Raw genomic sequence first — 14,862 nt, 5'->3', positions numbered from 1 at the left:
ACATCGTTAATCGTAAGTGCTGTTTTATGGCTTTGTGGTTGTCTTTCTGTGATGGCGGCCGGAAATAAAGTATATGTGGTGCAGTCGCCCGACAAGCAGTTGAAAGTGGAAATCTCTGCGGGTACGGACGGACTGATTTATTCTGTATATCATAAAGACTCTCTTATTGTTGTTGATAGTAAATTAGGGTTAATTCAAGAAGGAAAGACACCTGCTCTGGCGGGTGTGGCAAAAGTGATTTCTGCCAAGACTAAAAAGATTTTTCAGGACATTGATGCACCTTTTTATCGCTTCAAGTCGTTTCAGGCAGTTTGCAATGAAATGAACTTGAAGCTGAGAGGTGACTATGGAGTGTATTTCCGTGTCTACAACGAAGGAGTGGCTTATCGTTTTTATACCTCTTCCAAGGAGAATTTGATTATCAAAAATGAAATTGCGGAATTCCGGTTTGCGGGGAATTATACAGCTTATTTGCCATATTCTACGAATAAGGAAAAACCGATGGCAATGGCTTTTCAAAATACGTATGAGGTGAAACCGTTGTCGGAGGCTCCGCAGGAACTGGCTTTTTTGCCGGTAACAGTGGACTGCAAGCAGGCAAAGGTGACACTACTGGAGTCGGACTTGGAAGCTTATCCGGGAATGTTTGTGCAGCCGGATGGAAAGCAGGCATTGAAAGGTGTGTTTGCTCCTTATCCGAAAAAAACGGATTTCTATCCTTGGCGTAAGCAGGAGTATGTGACGGAAACGGAGGATTACATTGCACGCGTAAAAGGAAACCGTACGTATCCGTGGCGTATCTTGGCTATAACTGAAAAGGATACAGAAATGCCGGTGAATAATCTGGTATATGCGCTGGCTTCTCCTAACCGCATTGGAGACTGTTCCTGGGTAAAGCCGGGTAAGGTAGCATGGGACTGGTGGAATGACTGGAACCTGAAAGGGGTACCTTTCAAAGCAGGTATCAACATGGATACATATAAGTATTATATTGATTTTGCTTCCCGGAACGGGTTGGAATATGTCGTATTGGACGAGGGTTGGTATGACCCGAAGAGCGGGGATATGCTGACAGTGATTCCTGAACTGGATTTGCCGGAATTGATTCGATATGGAAAGAGCAAGGGAGTGGGGCTGGTACTCTGGACGGTGTTCAATGTGCTGGATTCACAGTTGGACGAGGCTTGCCGGAAATATGCAGAGATGGGAATCAAGGGCTTTAAGGTGGATTTCCTTGATCGGGATGACCAGACTGCGGTGGAAATGATTTATCGTATTGCGGCAAAGGCGGCAGAATACAAACTGATATTGGATTATCACGGAATCTATAAGCCGACCGGTTTGAATCGTACCTATCCGAATGTGGTAAATTATGAAAGCGTGTTCGGTATGGAAGAGATGAAATGGAGTGAAGTGGAGAAAAATATGCCACTTTATGACGTGACTTTCCCGTACATCCGTTTGATGGCTGGCTATGTGGACTATACACCGGGGGCTATGCGAAATTTGTCGAAACGTGATTTCCAGCCGATGTATTCTAGTCCGGCCAGCATGGGGACACGATGTCATCAGTTGGCTGCTTACATTGTGCATGACTCTCCGTTTACGATGTTGTGTGATGCGCCGACGAATTATTTGAAGGAACAGGAATGTGTGGATTTCATCAGTTCAATTCCGGTGGAGACAGATTCTACCTTTATTTATTCAGGCAAACTGGGTGAATCGATTGTGACGGTTCGCAAAAAAGATATTAACTGGTATATCGGAGGTATGACAAACTGGGATGAGCGTGAGGTGACACTGGATTTCTCCTTCTTGGGTGAAGGGGAGAAGTATCAATGTACTTTGTTCAAGGACGGTATCAATGCATCTCGCCAGGCAGAAGATTATGTGAAGGAAACTTTTGTGGTAGATGCTCATACCAAACTGCCTATCCATTTGGCTTCTGGAGGAGGATTTGCCTTAAAACTGGAACGTACTTTTGTGACGGAAGTGAAACCTTCGGCTGTACCTGCGGGAAAAGGAATCCCTTCTTTCTATAAAAAATACCTGGAAGTAGACGGATTATATATTGTGTCATCTGATAAGGTACGTGATGAGGCTCTGGAAAAGGCGTATGAGATTGTATCGCTGATGCTGGCAAAGCGTCCGGATATCAAGCGACACATGGTAAGCAAAGGATGTCATGTGATGATTATCGGGGAACACGAAGAAGTGTGTGATTTGCCGGAATATGCACATATCTGCAACACACCGGAGAATATCGCTTTCTGGAATAAGCGTGCCAGAGGTTTTGGCGGTGCTCCGGAAGATGATTTTTCGGCTAGCTGTGGAGAAGAGAATGTGCTGGCTTTCCCGGGTGATAAGTATGTGGGAGAAAATATTCTGATTCATGAGTTTGCACATTTGTTCCATACCATTGGTATTGTAGGTGTAGAACCTGATTTTGATGACCGTTTGGAGAAGTGCAGACAAAATGCCATTGCCAAGGGCTTGTGGAAGGATACGTATGCTATTTCAAATAAAGAAGAGTATTTTGCAGAATGTGTGCAGTCGTTCTTCAACTGTAACCGTTATTCGGAAACTCCGAATAAAGTACACAATGCCATGAACCGTCGTACGAAACTGAAATCGTATGATCCTGACATGTATCAGTTGCTGAAAGAGTATTTCTATGAAATTGAAATTCCGATATTGAATGAAGTGCACCCATAATGAAAGGAAGAAAAAGATGAAAAGGTATGTCTTGGCAGGTCTATTGTTGGGTACAGTTTTAAGTACTGCTTATTCACAAAAGGTGGAATGGAATACTCCGGGTGCAGGAAATCCGTTTATTCCAGGGTATTTTGCGGACCCTACGGTAAAGAAGTTCGGAGATACATATTATGTCTATGCTACGACTGATGGCAGTGGGGCAGGATTTGGTCCTTCGCAGGTATGGTGTAGCAAGGATTTTGAGAACTGGACCATCATGCCGATGAACTGGCCGGACAGCCACTGGATTTGGGCCCCGGATGTAATGCAGCATACCGATGGCACGTATCGTATGTTCTATTGCCAGCCTTGCAATGTATATGAAGGAGTTGCAGATACACCGCGTGGCCCATGGAAGAATGTACTGGGAGAAAGTGAAGCCGTGCTGGTTCCTGATCGCTTTGTGAAGAATGCCATTACGCTGGATGGCCAGACGTTTGTAGACGATGACGGTTCGGTATATTTGTATTGGGGTACATGGGGTATCTATAAAGGTTTTGGCTGCGGGGCTGGAAAGATGACACCTGATATGAAAGGTTTTGTGGAAACAAAGTTGATTCCTAATACGGAAGTAAAGGATTTCTTTGAAGCTCCGTTTGTGATGAAACGAAACGGTATCTATTATTTTATGTATTCTTCCGATTCGTGTCATGACAGTACCTATCATGTGCAGTACGCTACGAGCACGGTAGGACCGCTTGGACCTTATACATATAGAGGTACAATTCTGAAGACGTCCGCCGACGGTACAGTGCACGGACCGGGTCATCACAGCATTTTGCAGGAAGGAGATAATTATTATATCGTATACCATCGTCATGATAATCCTCATTCCAACCGTGGATTTCATCGTCAGGTTTGCATTGACAAACTGGAATTTAATGCCGATGGTTCCATCGCTCCTATAGAAGGAACACACAGCGGAGTGGGGACTTTTGCCAAGAGTGTATTGAAATCGAAAAACCTGGCCTATCGGAAGCCGGTCAAGGCTTCTTCGTTTTATGATGCCAACTTTGTGCCTGAGTATGCGGTAGACGATAATAATGGTACGTTGTGGCGCCCGAAGACAATGGGACAGGAATGGATTGAGATTGACTTGCAGAAGGTAGAGAATATCTGTACGGTGTGGACACAATTTGAATATGGCACATCATATTATCAGTATGTGATTGAAACTTCGGTAGACGGAAAGAAGTGGGATGTTTTTGCAGATAAGCGTGCTAATTATCTGGCTGGAAGTCCGATGGTCGATTTTGGTGATGTGAGAGCACGTTATGTACGATTGACTACGACGGGAACGCAGAAAAATGGTTTTGCTGGTGCTTTGTGGAATATTAAAGTGTTCGGCGAGTTTGAAACGGCATCTCCTCAGTTGTGGATGGGACTTTCGGGTTTGGACTGGAACGGTACGGAGTGGAGAAACGACGGTGGTATGCTGGGCGGTGTTTTCCAATTGAAATCCGGACAAGTTTCCCGTAAGCGTATTGATGGACAGGAGGCCATCGTCCTGGTACCGGGGACGTTGCTGGAATTTGCATCTCCGGTCATTAATCCAAAAGAGGAGCATACAGCTACAGTCTGGGTGTATGAAAACAATCGCTGGATTTTCCAATCGGCAGATAAGTATGTACAACGAGGAAAGGTGGTTATCCAGTCCCAGGATAAGGAACTGATATTGACAAATTTCCGTTATTATAACTGGAAGCAGGAAGAAGCGGAAAAGGCTTACGATGCAACTGTGGGTTTGGTGCGTGTAGAAGCTTCTGATAAGATGAAAAGAGGATTGCTGGTATCTCTGGATACAGATGATTTTGCAGTCGGTGATACGGTGGGATATATTCCGAATAAGGGAGTTGTAGAAGGCTATTTTGAGACTCAAAAGGCTCCGGTAATTATAGAAGAACAGCAGGGAAAGAAGGCTTTCCGTTTTGGAGGAGAGCAGTTCTTCCGTTCCAGCTTTACTTTGCCGGCTACTCTTCGTGACAATGCTCCTTATACGTTGGAAGCCTGGGTGCTGAATCCGGAAATGGCTGAGAATGAATGCGTGGCCGATTTTACCAGTTCGCACGATGAAATGGAAAAAATCATGCTGGTGAATGGCACAGAACCTCGTTGCGGGATGTTGAACCATTATGGCTGGTACGAAGATGTTGGTTATAAGGAGGCTAAGTCACTGGAAGGAAAATGGCAACATATTTATGTCGTTTTTGACGGACGTATCGAGAAGGTATATATAAACGGGCAGTTGATCAGTTCAAAAGATATTCAGTTGCTGATTAAACCGATACAATTTGTAACTTTGGGACAGAATGCAGAAGGTAACTGGCCTTTTAGCGGTTATCTGCATGCGTTGAAGATTTGGGATGAGGCACTTCCCTTGGAAAATAAGTGAGAATAATAACCTATAAATATGAGTAACACCATGAAAAAATTTGTGATTTCTGCTCTGCTTTTTTCGTTGATAGGAGGTGGGGCATACGCGCAGAAGAAGGCTTCTGCACACGGCTATCCGATTGATCCGGTTCCGTTTACTTCGGTAAAACTGACGGATTCTTTTTGGGGACAGCGTTTGAAAGCCAGCCGTGAAGTAACTATTCCGTTGGCTTTTAGCAAATGTGAAGAAACCGGACGCTACAAGAACTTTGAAATGGCCGCTCATCCGAGTGAAAATAATAAGGTGACAGGCTATTCGTTTGATGATACGGATGTGTATAAGACTATTGAAGGGGCCAGCTATCTGCTTCAGACTTATCCGGATAAGAAACTGAAAAAATACATTGACAGTGTGCTGGTAATTGTGGCTGCCGCACAGGAACCTGACGGCTATTTGTACACCTCACGTACCATGAATCCTGCACATCCGCATGAATGGGCAGGTAGTAAACGCTGGGAGAAGGTAGAAGAGCTAAGCCATGAATTCTATAACTTAGGTCACATGGTAGAAGGTGCTATTGCACACTATCAGGCTACGGGACAACGGAATTTCCTGGATATAGCCATTCGTTATGCAGACTGTGTCTGCCGGGAGATTGGAGACAAACCGGGACAGCAGGTACGTGTGCCGGGACATCAGATTGCAGAAATGGCGTTGGCTAAATTATATCTGGTAACCAGTGACCAGAAATACTTGGACCAGGCTAAATTCTTCCTCGATAAGCGTGGCTATACTTCTCGTCGGGATGAATACAGTCAGGCTCACAAACCGGTAATTGAACAGGATGAGGCAGTAGGACATGCAGTGCGTGCAGCGTACATGTATTCTGGTATGGCCGATGTGGCTGCCCTGACAGGTGATACTGCTTATATTCATGCCATCGACCGTATCTGGGATAACATTGTTTCTAAGAAACTGTATATCACTGGAGGTATCGGTGCGACAAGCAATGGGGAAGCTTTCGGAAAGAATTATGAACTTCCTAATATGTCGGCTTACTGTGAAACTTGTGCGGCTATCGGTAATGTATATATGAACTACCGTTTGTTCCTTTTGCACGGTGAATCTAAATATTATGATGTGTTGGAGCGTACTTTGTACAATGGGTTGATTTCAGGCGTATCTTTGGACGGGGGCGGTTTCTTCTATCCGAATCCGTTGGAGTCTATGGGACAGCACCAGCGTCAGCCTTGGTTTGGCTGTGCTTGTTGTCCGTCTAATATCTGCCGTTTCATTCCTTCTGTTCCGGGCTATGTCTATGCAGTAAAAGGAAAGGATGTGTATGTAAACTTGTTCATTGCCAACAATGCTACTTTGCAGGTAAACGGAAAGAAGGTTACACTTTCACAAACCACATCTTATCCATGGAACGGGGATATTACATTGGCAGTAGACCGTAATTCAGCTGGACAGTTTGCCATGAAGATTCGTATTCCGGGATGGGTTCGCAATCAGGTTGTACCAAGTGACTTGTATACTTACACCGATGGTGTACGTCCGAAATACAGTGTGAAGGTGAACGGTGAAGAAGTGACATCAGACTTACAGAAAGGCTACCTGACCATCGACCGTAAATGGAAGAAGGGAGATAAGGTAGAAATTCATTTCGATATGAATGTGCGTACGGTAAGAGCCAATGGAAAGGTGGAAGCTGACCGTGGCCGGGTATCTGTAGAACGTGGTCCGATTGTGTATTGTGCAGAGTGGCCGGACAATGATTTTGATGTATTGAGTGTATTGATGAACCGCACTCCGAAGTTTGAAGTCGTAGAAAAACCGGATTTGTTGTACGGCATCAATCAGATTAAGACCCAGGCTCAGACATTGGAATACGATGAATCGGGCCGTCTGGTCGCAAAAGATCATACACTGACCATGATTCCATATTATGCATGGGCACATCGTGGAGCAGGAAATATGGCCGTGTGGTTGCCGAATGAAGTTAGTGCAACTCGTCCGGTGGCTATCCCTACACTGGCATCGAAGAGTAAGGTAGATGCTTCTCATAAAGTAAAATCACTATCTTCTATCTCTGACGGTCTGGTGCCGAAGGATGAAAACGACCGTACGATTCCGTATTATCACTGGTGGCCGAAAGAAGGTACTACAGAATGGATTTTATACGAATTCCCGGAAGAAATGGAAGTTTCCAGTTCTACAGTGTATTGGTATGATGATGCTCCTTGGGGAGGTTGCCGTGTACCGAAGTCTTGGAAAATCTATTATAAAGATGCTTTTGGTAACTGGACTCCTGTACAGAATATTACAGCGTATGGGGTACAGAAGGGCAATCCGAATACCGTAGATTTTGAACCGGTGAAGACAAAGGCTGTAAAACTGGAAGTAGTACAGCCAGAAAAGAATTCTTCAGGCTTGTATGAGTGGGAAGTGAAATAACCATGATAATTAATAGATAATAATGCAATCGGATTCGGGATTTTGGGTTTTCTTGGGGGTGACTGAAGAGAATCTGAAGTCCCGAATTCTTTAATACATAGGATAGAATGGAAAATAATTTATTCAAATCAGTCGTTTTGTTATTCGCGTTAGGCAGTATGTCTTGTGTCTCGCTTTGGGCACAAGGTACGGTAGAGGATTACAACCGTGCGTATGCGCTGCGAGAGAAATACAATGCCAGGCATGTGCTGTATGCAGGTGTGGTTCCGCATTGGGTAGAGCAGACTCCTACTTTCTGGTATGTACGGCAGACAGAAAAGGGAAAGGAATACATGAAGGTGGATGCTGCATCGAAAAAACGTACGGCGTTGTTTGACCAGCAGAAAATGGCATCTGCATTAACTGAAAAAGCAGGACGGGAGATAAATGCCTATAACCTTCCGCTTCAGAATTGCCGGTTGAATACTTCGTTGGATACGTTACGTTTCCAGTTGGACGGGAAGTTCTGGGCTTACAGCATCAAAAATAACCGCTTGCTGGATGAAGGAATGATTCCTCCTCGTGGGAAACAGCCTCATTGGATGGAGGTAGACGATGAGAAAGAAGGCCGCCCGGTTACCTCACCGGATGGTAAGTGGACTGCTTTTATTAAAAATGACAATGTATATGTTCGCGAAGTGGCGACAGGCAAAGAAAAGCAGCTGAGTCAGGATGGTACGTTGAGCAATTATTATTCTTCGTATATCCAGTGGTCGCCCGATTCTAAGTCAGTAGTGTCTTGTCGGATTCGTCCGGTAGAAAAACGTTACGTATATTATGTAGAGTCTTCTCCTTTGGACCAGTCGCAGCCGAAGTTGCATAAGCAGGAGTATGCTAAACCTGGAGATGAGTTGCGTTTCAAGGTGCCTTGTATTTTCGAAGTAGAATCCGGGCGTCGTTTGATTCCTTCTACGGAACTGTTCAGCCATCAATATGAATTATCTGGCCCGATGTGGAATGCGGATAGTAAGGCCATTACCTTTGAATACAATGAACGCGGGCATAAAGTGTATCGCGTGTTGGAAATGTCGGCAATGGACGGCAGTGTCCGTACGTTGATTGAAGAAAAGGAAGAAAAATACGTGAATTATCCTCGGATTTACCGTAACTACCTGAGCGATGGCAAGCGGATTATCTGGTCAAGTGAGCGGGATAATTACAATCATCTGTATCTCTACGACCGGGCTACCGGAAAGCCTTTGAATCAGATTACGAAAGGGGAATGGTATGTACGTGGGGTACAGCATGTGGATGAGGCTAATGAGGTGATTTATTTCTCGGCCAATGGCATGAAGAAAGGCGAGGACCCGTACTTGATTCATTATTATAAAATCAATTTTGACGGAAGCAACCTGATAGAACTGACCCCGGAAGAAGGAATGCACCAATGCTGGTATTCATCCGACTATAAGTATCTGGTAGACGTGTATAGCAAAGTGGATCAGGCCCCGATTGCTGTGCTTCGTGAGGCGCAGAACGGGAAAATCCGCATGCAGTTGGACAAAGCTGATATTTCTGCTTTGCTGGCCAATGGCTGGAAAGCTCCGGAAGTATTCTCAGCCAAAGGGCGTGATGGAAAAACGGATATGTGGGGAGTGATTTATCGCCCGTCCAATTTTGATCCGTCGAAGAAATATCCGGTAATTGAATACATTTATTCCGGACCAGGCGACCAGTATGTGCCGAAGACGTTCTCTTCTTATAACTGGTGGATGACTTCGCTGGCTGAATTGGGATTTATTGTGGTACAGGTAGATGGGATGACGACCTCTTTCCGTTCGAAAGAATTCGAAGAAGTTTGTTACAAGAACCTGAAAGATGCTGGATTGCCTGATCATATTGCTTGGATTAAGGCTGCTGCGCAGAAATATCCTTATATGGATATTGACCGAGTAGGAATTTTCGGTTGCTCTGCCGGAGGACAGGAGTCTACCGGGGCCGTGTTGTTCCATCCGGAATTCTACAAGGCTGCCTATTCGGCATGTGGATGTCACGACAACCGTATGGATAAAATCTGGTGGAATGAACTTTGGATGGGATATCCGGTAGATGAATCCTACAGTGCTTGTTCCAATGTAGACAATGCTCATCTGCTGAGCCGTCCGTTGATGCTGGTTGTAGGCGAACTGGACGATAATGTAGATCCGGCTTCTACCATGCAGGTGGCCAATGCTTTGATAAAAGCCAATAAAGATTTTGAACTGGTGGTTATCCCGGGAGCTCACCACACGATGGGAGAGGACTTTGGCGAACACAAGCGTTATGACTTCTTTGTCCGCCATTTGATGGGAATCACTCCTCCCTCATGGGATAAAGTGAAGACAGGAAAATAACTTGTGGCAGGTCAATGGGTCATTCATTTCGATGAATGGCCCATTCTGCTATATCTTTGATGACTTTCTCCGATACCCTTCCAGGGTGATTGTATTCCATAGGGGTAGACTTCCCGGTACCTTCCATGAAACAATGGTTTAAAGACGGATACGACCGGAAAGTTACATTGGATTTACCGAACATTCCGAGTTTCCACATCGTAAAGTCCTGCATGGTCACCTGATAATCACGTTCTCCCTGCAAAAAGAGCATGGGGATAGTCAACGAGTGGGCTGTCATGACAGGAGCGTACTTGTCTAGATAGTCCCAGTAAGTTTCAGGGGCACTGGCCTTGATTTGCTGATATTGCTGCATGAGGAGCTGTTCGTCGGTATTTCCGTTCAGTGAAGCCAAATAGTGCAACTGTTCTTTGAGGATGTCATCTTGTGGACGGGAAGGGGCGGCCAGCAGGATAAGACCTTTTACGGAAGGACAGCGCGTAGCAATGAGAGGAGCCAGTAATCCTCCCAGACTGTGTCCTGCAATGAATACTTTTTGCGCGTCTACAAACGGAAGTGAGCCTGCTAGTCGGCTGGCAGAGATGGCGTCTTCTATCACTTCTTCTTCTGGAGTAATGTCTTTTCCTTGGGGAGAAGCCGATTTTCCATACACATATGTACGCTTGTCATAGCGTAAGACTGCTACGCCTTGTGAGGCTAATCCCCAAGCCATATCCTGATAAATTTTGTTGGGGCCAATTTGACCATCCTTATCATGAGGCCCGGAACCTTGTAATAAAATTATGATGGGAAGATTTGTTTTCCCTTTAGGTCGGGTGATGACACCGGGTAGTTTGTACGTACCGCTGACAACTTCTATGGGTGATTCTTCCAGGTGAATACTGTCGAAAGGAATTACTTGTGGTTTTTCTTCAGATGGAACAGGTAGCAGGCGAAGCCCGTTTACTTTTCTTTCCTGATTGAATGCGACCATAAAGCGTATAGGGGCACGTTCAAATTTCAAGTCGCTGTAATAGACTATTGTTCCGTCAATGGCATCTTGCTTCCATTCTTTTTCTTCCATCAGCGTTCCGAACTGTTGCCCCATTTGTGGCCACATCTCGTTTAATTGTGATAAGGGAACAGCTTGTTGCATTTTAGCGTCAAAGCAAGCGTATATACTGTCACTTTGTGCATTTTTCATCCATTGCAGAATCTGTTGTGCGCGTTGCATATTATTCTGCTGGGCATGAGCCTGCAGGCAGGCTGTCAGTAATGTGATGGAGAGCCATTGTATATTTTTCATATATTTGAGTCTTGAAGTTAATATAGCAAATGTATATAATAACTTTATTCTAGCGAACTTTTGCACATTATTTCTTCCATTATGGTTATTCATTTTTTGAGCTGCTTGCGATATTTGTAGTCAAACTAAGTATGAAATAATATGAAGCAAGAAGTATCGGGAACACGACCTCAGAAAGGAAATCCTTTCGTCTCTTTTTTATGGGTGATATTAATCGTGCTGTTTTTAAACTGGTTGATTTTCCCTAATCTGATGAACCGGAAAATCAGAGCGACAGATTACAGCACTTTTGTGGAGAAGATGGATGCCGGTGCGATAAAGGAAGTTATGGTAAAGTCCGGACAGATTTATTTCACGGTATTGGAAAATGGAGAAGAATTGACGTATCAGACCGGAGAAATAGAAGACCCGCAGTTGGTAGACCGGTTACTGAAAGCGAAAAGTCCGAATGCCAACGGGAAAATTACCTTCAGTGAGATTGTACCCGAGGAAAATTCTCCTGTACTTAATTTTATTTTAATGTGGATTCTTCCGGGACTTTTGTTCTATATTATATGGAAGCAAGCCAGCCGGAGTATTCAGGCCCGTATGGGAGCTGGAGGTAATTTTATGTCATTTGGAAATGGGGGAGCCAAGATATATGCCGACTCGGAAATCAAGACAACTTTTGCCGATGTGGCCGGACAGAACGAGGCCAAAGATATGCTGAAGGAAATTGTGGACTTTCTGCATAATCCCCAGAAATATGCGGATATAGGTGCTTCTTTGCCTAAAGGCGCTTTGTTGGTCGGTCCTCCGGGAACAGGAAAGACGTTGATTGCACGTGCGGTAGCAGGGGAAGCCAAAGTTCCTTTCTTTGCTATATCCGGTTCTGAATTTGTACAGATGTTTGTCGGGATGGGGGCGGCAAAAGTGCGCGATTTGTTCAGACAGGCCAATGAGAAAGCTCCTTGCATTATTTTTATAGATGAAATAGATGCCATTGGTAAGCGAAGAGATAGTGGATTGGGAGGAAATGATGAACGGGAACAGACGTTGAATCAGTTGCTGACGGAGATGGACGGATTTGACGGGCGAAAGGGAGTGGTCATATTGGCGGCAACGAACCGGCCGGAAAATCTGGACAAGGCTTTGCTGCGTCCGGGACGTTTTGACCGGCGTATCCAGATGGAGTTGCCTGACCTGGAAGGACGAAAGGCCATTTTGAATGTACACCTGAAGAGGGTAAAGCATGAAGAGGTGGATATTGATGTGGTGGCTCGTGCTACGGCTGGTACTTCCGGAGCAGAACTGGCGAATATTGTCAATGAGGCTGCTTTGAGGGCAGTTCGCATGGGCAGGAATAAAATAAATACAGCTGACCTGGAAGAAAGTGTGGAAACTGTGATTGCCGGTGCTCAGAAGAAAGGAAAGGTAGTATCTGCAGAAGAAAAAAGAATTATAGCTTATCATGAAGTCGGACACGCGCTGGTTGCTGCCATGCAGACACATTCGGCTCCTGTACACAAAATCACGATTATTCCTCGAACATCAGGCGCATTGGGCTATACCATGCAAGTGGAAAGTGGGGAACTGGTTTTGATGAATAAGGATGATTTGTTCAATCGGATTGTGACATTGACCGGAGGGCGTACTGCGGAAGAAGTGGTTTGTCAGGTGGTGACTACGGGGGCTTCGAATGACATAGAGCAGGCTACGAAACTGGCTCGTGCGATGGTAACTCGTTATGGAATGAGTGATAAATATGATATGATGGGATTGGAAACCGTGAACAATGTCTACCTGGGAGGAGATGCCTCGCTTACTTGTTCGGCAGAAACAGCTGCCAGCATCGACCAGGAAGTACTGGAGATAATCAAGAAAGCGCATGAGAAAGCGCGGAAACTTATTCAGGAGAATTTGGAGGTGATGCACGAAGCCGCTACCTTCTTGCTGGAAAAAGAAACGATTACAGGGGAGGAATTTATGAGCATCCTGCATGCAACAAGCCGCTCAAAATAGCTTGGACTATTTTTCTTTCCGGTATTTCAACGGGGTTGTTCCGGTGTGTTGCCGGAAGAAGCGCACGAATGAAGAGGCCGTCGGGAAATGGAGTTCATCGGATATCTGCTGTATGGTCAGGGTTGTAGTCTTGATACGTCGTTTGGCTGCAATGACGGTGAGATCGTTGAGCCAGTTTTGTAGGGGGTAGCCTGTCACTTTCTTTACGGCTGTAGAGAGGTATTTAGAAGTGATGTAAAGTTTTGCCGCATAAAAAGATACATTTCTCTGCACGCTGTAGTGTTGCAGTAGCAGATTGAAAAATTCTTTTGTAAGACTTTCTTGTCGTGACAGGGGCGCTTCCTCGCATACGGGGCTCTGCTCGAAAGAGGTGGCAATGATGAAGGCAATGGATAGCAGTAAGGCTCTTTGGAGTTGTATGGCCGTTTCGGATTTCGTTTCATATTGATGGAACATCGTGCACAGACTTGTCAGATTTTCCATGTCTTCTGGTGGGATGAAAACACAAGGACAAGAGGATATTCTTCTCATCAGGTCGAAATTGGGACTTGTAGGGAGAGACAATAAAAAGTCGGAAGAGAACTGAAGTATTTTTAGCTGCAGGTCGGAACTGGTTTCAATGATGGTGAAAATATGGCGTGGCAAAATGATGAATGTTTCATTGGACGAAACCTGGTATTCCTTGTAGTTTATTTTGAATCGGACATACCCTCTTGTGCAAATACCCAGAATAATACCGTCAAAGAGAAAGACATGCTCTTCGGGTAAATGTCCGATATTATCTGTAAAATCCTGAATGCTGGATTTGGGAAGGCTTAAAGTGGCTGGTTGGGCTTTTGATGTGGCATTGGTTTGCATAGCTGAAAAAACTTCTTTGGACAAAGATAGGAAATTATGCACATTTTTAGGTGGCTTATGGTAATGGAAAACAACCCTCTGTCGTTTATTTTTGTGAATATAAATTGTAAATCTGATTTGATATGACAACTGGAACTTGTTTGCACGGGAATTGTTTTAAATATTGGTGGATACCTCTGTTAGTGGGAATATTGAGTATTCTTGCCGGCATTTGTTGTTTGGTTCTGCCCATAGAATCATTTGTTTTGCTGTCTGTCCTGTTTGTCTGTATTCTTTTGGCAAGTGGATTGTTTAATATTGCTTTTGCCGTGACAAACAGAGAATGGAATGATTTCTGGGGATGGAGTTTGGCTCGAGGCATTATTGAGCTGTTGCTGGGAATGTGGTTGTACTTGCTCCCTCCGACTCACATGTTGCTGTCTTTTTCTTATATTGTCGGTTTCTGGATGTTGTTTCATTCAGTCATCGGAATATGTGAATCCTGTGGTTTTTCTCACTACTCCTTTAAAAAGTGGCGTTCTCTGTTAGGCTTCAATATCCTAAGTTTGGTCTGTGCCTTTTTATTTCTGGTGACTCCAGTTTATGGAGGGATATTTATTCTTGTTTATTTGACTGGGGCATTTTGCTTTTATGGAGTCTTTCGGGTGGTGGTTGCTTTTAAGTTTAAGCGGTTTAACGATGAATTGGAAAAAATGAGGCACGAGGAAGAAAAAATAACGGATGTGGACGTGATTGAATAGATTTATTTGGAGGGAATGTAA

Annotated in this window: 8 protein-coding genes; 6 read left to right on the top strand and 2 right to left on the bottom strand. The window is 44.6% G+C overall.

Features of this window, described 5'->3' with window-relative positions:
• The first annotated feature begins 9 nt into the window (after positions 1–9).
• From ACMJ0U_RS11985 to ACMJ0U_RS11970, 4 genes are all read left to right on the top strand, one after another.
• Complete coding sequence (locus ACMJ0U_RS11985) at positions 10–2,715, top strand: glycoside hydrolase family 97 catalytic domain-containing protein (protein WP_417130124.1); 2,706 nt, start codon at positions 10–12, stop codon at positions 2,713–2,715.
• A gap of 16 nt (positions 2,716–2,731) precedes the next feature.
• Positions 2,732–5,146 (top strand): family 43 glycosylhydrolase, encoded by a 2,415-nt coding sequence (locus ACMJ0U_RS11980; protein WP_417130122.1) that lies wholly within the window; start codon positions 2,732–2,734, stop codon positions 5,144–5,146.
• 30 nt (positions 5,147–5,176) lie between these two features.
• Positions 5,177–7,585, top strand: coding sequence for a beta-L-arabinofuranosidase domain-containing protein (locus ACMJ0U_RS11975; protein WP_417130121.1), 2,409 nt, complete (start codon positions 5,177–5,179; stop codon positions 7,583–7,585).
• A gap of 158 nt (positions 7,586–7,743) precedes the next feature.
• On the top strand, positions 7,744–9,957 hold the full coding sequence (locus ACMJ0U_RS11970; protein WP_417130123.1) for a DPP IV N-terminal domain-containing protein: 2,214 nt from the start codon (positions 7,744–7,746) through the stop codon (positions 9,955–9,957).
• 19 nt (positions 9,958–9,976) lie between these two features.
• Here ACMJ0U_RS11970 and ACMJ0U_RS11965 read toward each other — a convergent pair whose 3' ends face one another.
• Entirely contained in the window at positions 9,977–11,242 is a 1,266-nt protein-coding gene (locus ACMJ0U_RS11965; RefSeq protein WP_417130120.1) for an alpha/beta fold hydrolase, read from the bottom strand.
• 141 nt (positions 11,243–11,383) lie between these two features.
• Between ACMJ0U_RS11965 and ftsH the strand changes: the two genes are divergently transcribed.
• Positions 11,384–13,243: an ATP-dependent zinc metalloprotease FtsH gene (ftsH, locus tag ACMJ0U_RS11960; RefSeq protein WP_417130119.1), complete on the top strand. Its 1,860-nt coding sequence runs from the start codon at positions 11,384–11,386 to the stop codon at positions 13,241–13,243.
• A gap of 6 nt (positions 13,244–13,249) precedes the next feature.
• On the opposite strand, the gene ACMJ0U_RS11955 is transcribed toward ftsH, so the two are convergent.
• Entirely contained in the window at positions 13,250–14,101 is an 852-nt protein-coding gene (locus ACMJ0U_RS11955) for a helix-turn-helix domain-containing protein (RefSeq protein WP_417130118.1), read from the bottom strand.
• A gap of 122 nt (positions 14,102–14,223) precedes the next feature.
• Between ACMJ0U_RS11955 and ACMJ0U_RS11950 the strand changes: the two genes are divergently transcribed.
• Entirely contained in the window at positions 14,224–14,841 is a 618-nt protein-coding gene (locus ACMJ0U_RS11950) for an HdeD family acid-resistance protein (RefSeq protein ID WP_417130117.1), read from the top strand.
• Positions 14,842–14,862: the final 21 nt, after the last annotated feature.

This window comes from Phocaeicola sp. (genome assembly GCF_048170425.1).
In the GTDB taxonomy this organism is placed as follows: Bacteria; Bacteroidota; Bacteroidia; order Bacteroidales; family Bacteroidaceae; genus Phocaeicola.
Note: the sequence above shows the minus strand (reverse complement) of the source record. Positions and strands in the feature narration are given on the sequence as shown.

Bases quoted from the DNA above. Each gene is read 5' to 3' on its own strand.
- ACMJ0U_RS11965 (WP_417130120.1), bottom strand. From the start codon at position 11,242: ATGAAAAATATACAATGGCTCTCCATCACATTACTGACAGCCTGCCTG.
- ACMJ0U_RS11970 (WP_417130123.1), top strand. From the start codon at position 7,744: ATGTCTTGTGTCTCGCTTTGGGCACAAGGTACGGTAGAGGATTACAAC.
- ACMJ0U_RS11950 (WP_417130117.1), top strand. From the start codon at position 14,224: ATGACAACTGGAACTTGTTTGCACGGGAATTGTTTTAAATATTGGTGG.
- ACMJ0U_RS11955 (WP_417130118.1), bottom strand. From the start codon at position 14,101: ATGCAAACCAATGCCACATCAAAAGCCCAACCAGCCACTTTAAGCCTT.
- ftsH (WP_417130119.1), top strand. From the start codon at position 11,384: ATGAAGCAAGAAGTATCGGGAACACGACCTCAGAAAGGAAATCCTTTC.
- ACMJ0U_RS11975 (WP_417130121.1), top strand. From the start codon at position 5,177: ATGAAAAAATTTGTGATTTCTGCTCTGCTTTTTTCGTTGATAGGAGGT.
- ACMJ0U_RS11980 (WP_417130122.1), top strand. From the start codon at position 2,732: ATGAAAAGGTATGTCTTGGCAGGTCTATTGTTGGGTACAGTTTTAAGT.